This window comes from Gordonia sp. (in: high G+C Gram-positive bacteria) (assembly GCF_049299075.1).
Taxonomy (GTDB): Bacteria; Actinomycetota; Actinomycetes; order Mycobacteriales; family Mycobacteriaceae; genus Gordonia.
This window is the reverse complement of the sequence record NZ_JBAQWU010000239.1, coordinates 1-1,986: the sequence shown is the minus strand read 5'-3', so window position 1 is coordinate 1,986 and position 1,986 is coordinate 1. Positions and strand designations below refer to the sequence as shown.

Sequence of the window (1,986 nt, the reverse complement as noted above, 5' to 3'; positions counted from 1 at the left end):
GGCAAGACCACGCTACTGCGGGCGATCCTCGGGCAGGCGCCGCTGAGCGCCGGGGCACTCGCAGTGCACGGCAGGCTCGGCTACGTCCCGCAGCAGCACGGCAGCGACTCCGACCTCATGGCACTGCGCGGACGCGATCTGGTGGGCTTCGGCGTGGACGGAACACGATGGGGGGTCGGCTTGTTCGGGCGGGGCCGACGTAGCGCACTGGTCGACAAAGCGGTCGCCGAAGTAGACGCCACCGCCTTTGTCGACAAACCCCTCGGACTGCTGTCCGGCGGCGAGCAGCAGCGCCTGCGGGTAGCACAGGCCCTCACCAATGACCCCGACGTCCTGCTGTGCGACGAACCACTCTCCAGTTTGGATTTGCGCAACCAGCGCACCGTCGTCGACCTGCTGGACGCGCGGCGGCGCGCCCACGGCACCGCAATCCTGTTCGTCACGCACGAGATCAACCCGGTGCTCCCCTTCGTCGACCGCGTCCTCTACCTAGTCGATGGCCGGTTCCGCATCGGCACGGTCGCCGAAGTGATGAACTCGGCAACGCTCAGCGAGCTGTACGGCAGCCAGATCGACGTCGCCGAGGTAGCTGGCCGGCTCGTGGTGATCGGCGGTGACGGCGAGCACCACCACTGCGACGACCATGAGTACCGCAGCCTGGATGCCAGCGGACGCGATCCCGGCGACGTCTCGACGCGGGTGATCGGTCGATGATGCGAACGCATGCCGGCGCGGATCTGATGCTGGCCGCCGACCTGGGTAGCTTCTGGAACTTTGAGCAGACCGCCGACCTGCTCTCACGCACCTTTGTGCAGCAGTCTCTGCTCGCGCTCGCCCTGCTCGGCTTGATCGGCGGCTTGCTGGGCCCGATGATCGTGGCCCGGCAGATGAGCTTTGCCGTGCACGGCGCCGCCGAGCTGAGCTTCACCGGTGCCGCTGCCGCCCTGCTCCTCGGGTTCAGCGTCAACCTCGGTGGTGTGATCGGCGCGGTGATCGCCGCCGCAGTCTTCGGCTGGCTGGGTAACCGCGCCCGCGAACGCGACTCGGTGATCGGCGTCGTGATGGCCTTCGGCCTCGGTCTGGGCGTGCTCTTTCTCCACCTCTACGGCCGCACCGGTACCGGTTTCGCACTGCTCACCGGACAGGTAGTGAGCGTCGGCAAATCCGGTCTGGTGGCCGTCGCGATCACCGCCGTCATTGTGGTCGCGGTGCTCGCGGTGATTTACCGGCCGCTGTTGTTCGCCAGTCTCGACCCGCGCGTGGCGACCGCCGCGGGCGTCCCGATGCGAACCCTTTCGGTCGTCTTCGCGGTCTTGGTCGGCCTGGCCGCCGCCCAGGGCGTGCAGATCATCGGCGCCCTGCTGGTGATGTCGCTGCTCATCACGCCGGCCGCTGCGGCGGCCCGGCTCACCGCGTCCCCTGGACGCCAACTGGTGCTCGCCGTGGCCTTCGCGGAGATCGCCGCCGTCGGCGGGCTCATCCTCTCCCTGGCCCCAGAGTTACCGATTTCGGTGCTGGTCACCACCATCTCGTTCGTGATCTATCTGCTCGCCCGCCTGTTCGGCATGCGTGCCCGCGACTGACCAGCCGCGCGTCACGCCCGACGCTCCCTGGGCTTGTCGAAGGGTCACTCCTCGGCAAATCCCGGGTTGCAGCGATAGGCCACCATGTCTTCGTTGCTGACCACCGGGCGGTCAGGTTCGAGGTTCCAGCTGGTTTTCTCCGGATCGACAAGCCGCGCGAACGTCCAGTGACAGTCGAACTGCGCGCGCATGCCCGGCGTGTCACCGTCAGGGGCGAGCGCCAGCACCTCAGCCCAGGCGGTGTCGGCGACGGTATCGCCGGTGACCGTACGGCCAGCCCGAGTCGGATGAATCTGCAGGCTCGGTCCTACTTCAGTCTGCACCCATTCGACGCTCTCAACGTACGGCGGCGGCAAGCTCGGCGGTACCGGCGTGCGCGTCGTCGACGCGGTACGTTCTACTA

3 protein-coding genes are annotated in these 1,986 nt (G+C 67.8%); 2 read left to right on the top strand and 1 reads right to left on the bottom strand.

Features of this window, described 5'->3' with window-relative positions; genetic code table 11:
- Together WAW85_RS07520 and WAW85_RS07515 are read left to right on the top strand one after the other, a co-directional pair.
- Positions 1-714, top strand: a 714-nt coding sequence (locus WAW85_RS07520) for a metal ABC transporter ATP-binding protein (RefSeq protein ID WP_422559003.1), incomplete at its 5' end; no start/stop codon positions are given.
- Positions 714-1,583: a metal ABC transporter permease gene (locus WAW85_RS07515; protein WP_422559004.1), complete on the top strand. Its 870-nt coding sequence runs from the start codon at positions 714-716 to the stop codon at positions 1,581-1,583. The genes WAW85_RS07520 and WAW85_RS07515, both read left to right, overlap by 1 nt.
- A 44-nt stretch (positions 1,584-1,627) precedes the next feature.
- Here WAW85_RS07515 and WAW85_RS07510 read toward each other — a convergent pair.
- Positions 1,628-1,986 (bottom strand): DUF2599 domain-containing protein (locus WAW85_RS07510; RefSeq protein WP_422559002.1); only part of this gene is annotated, 359 nt, incomplete at its 5' end.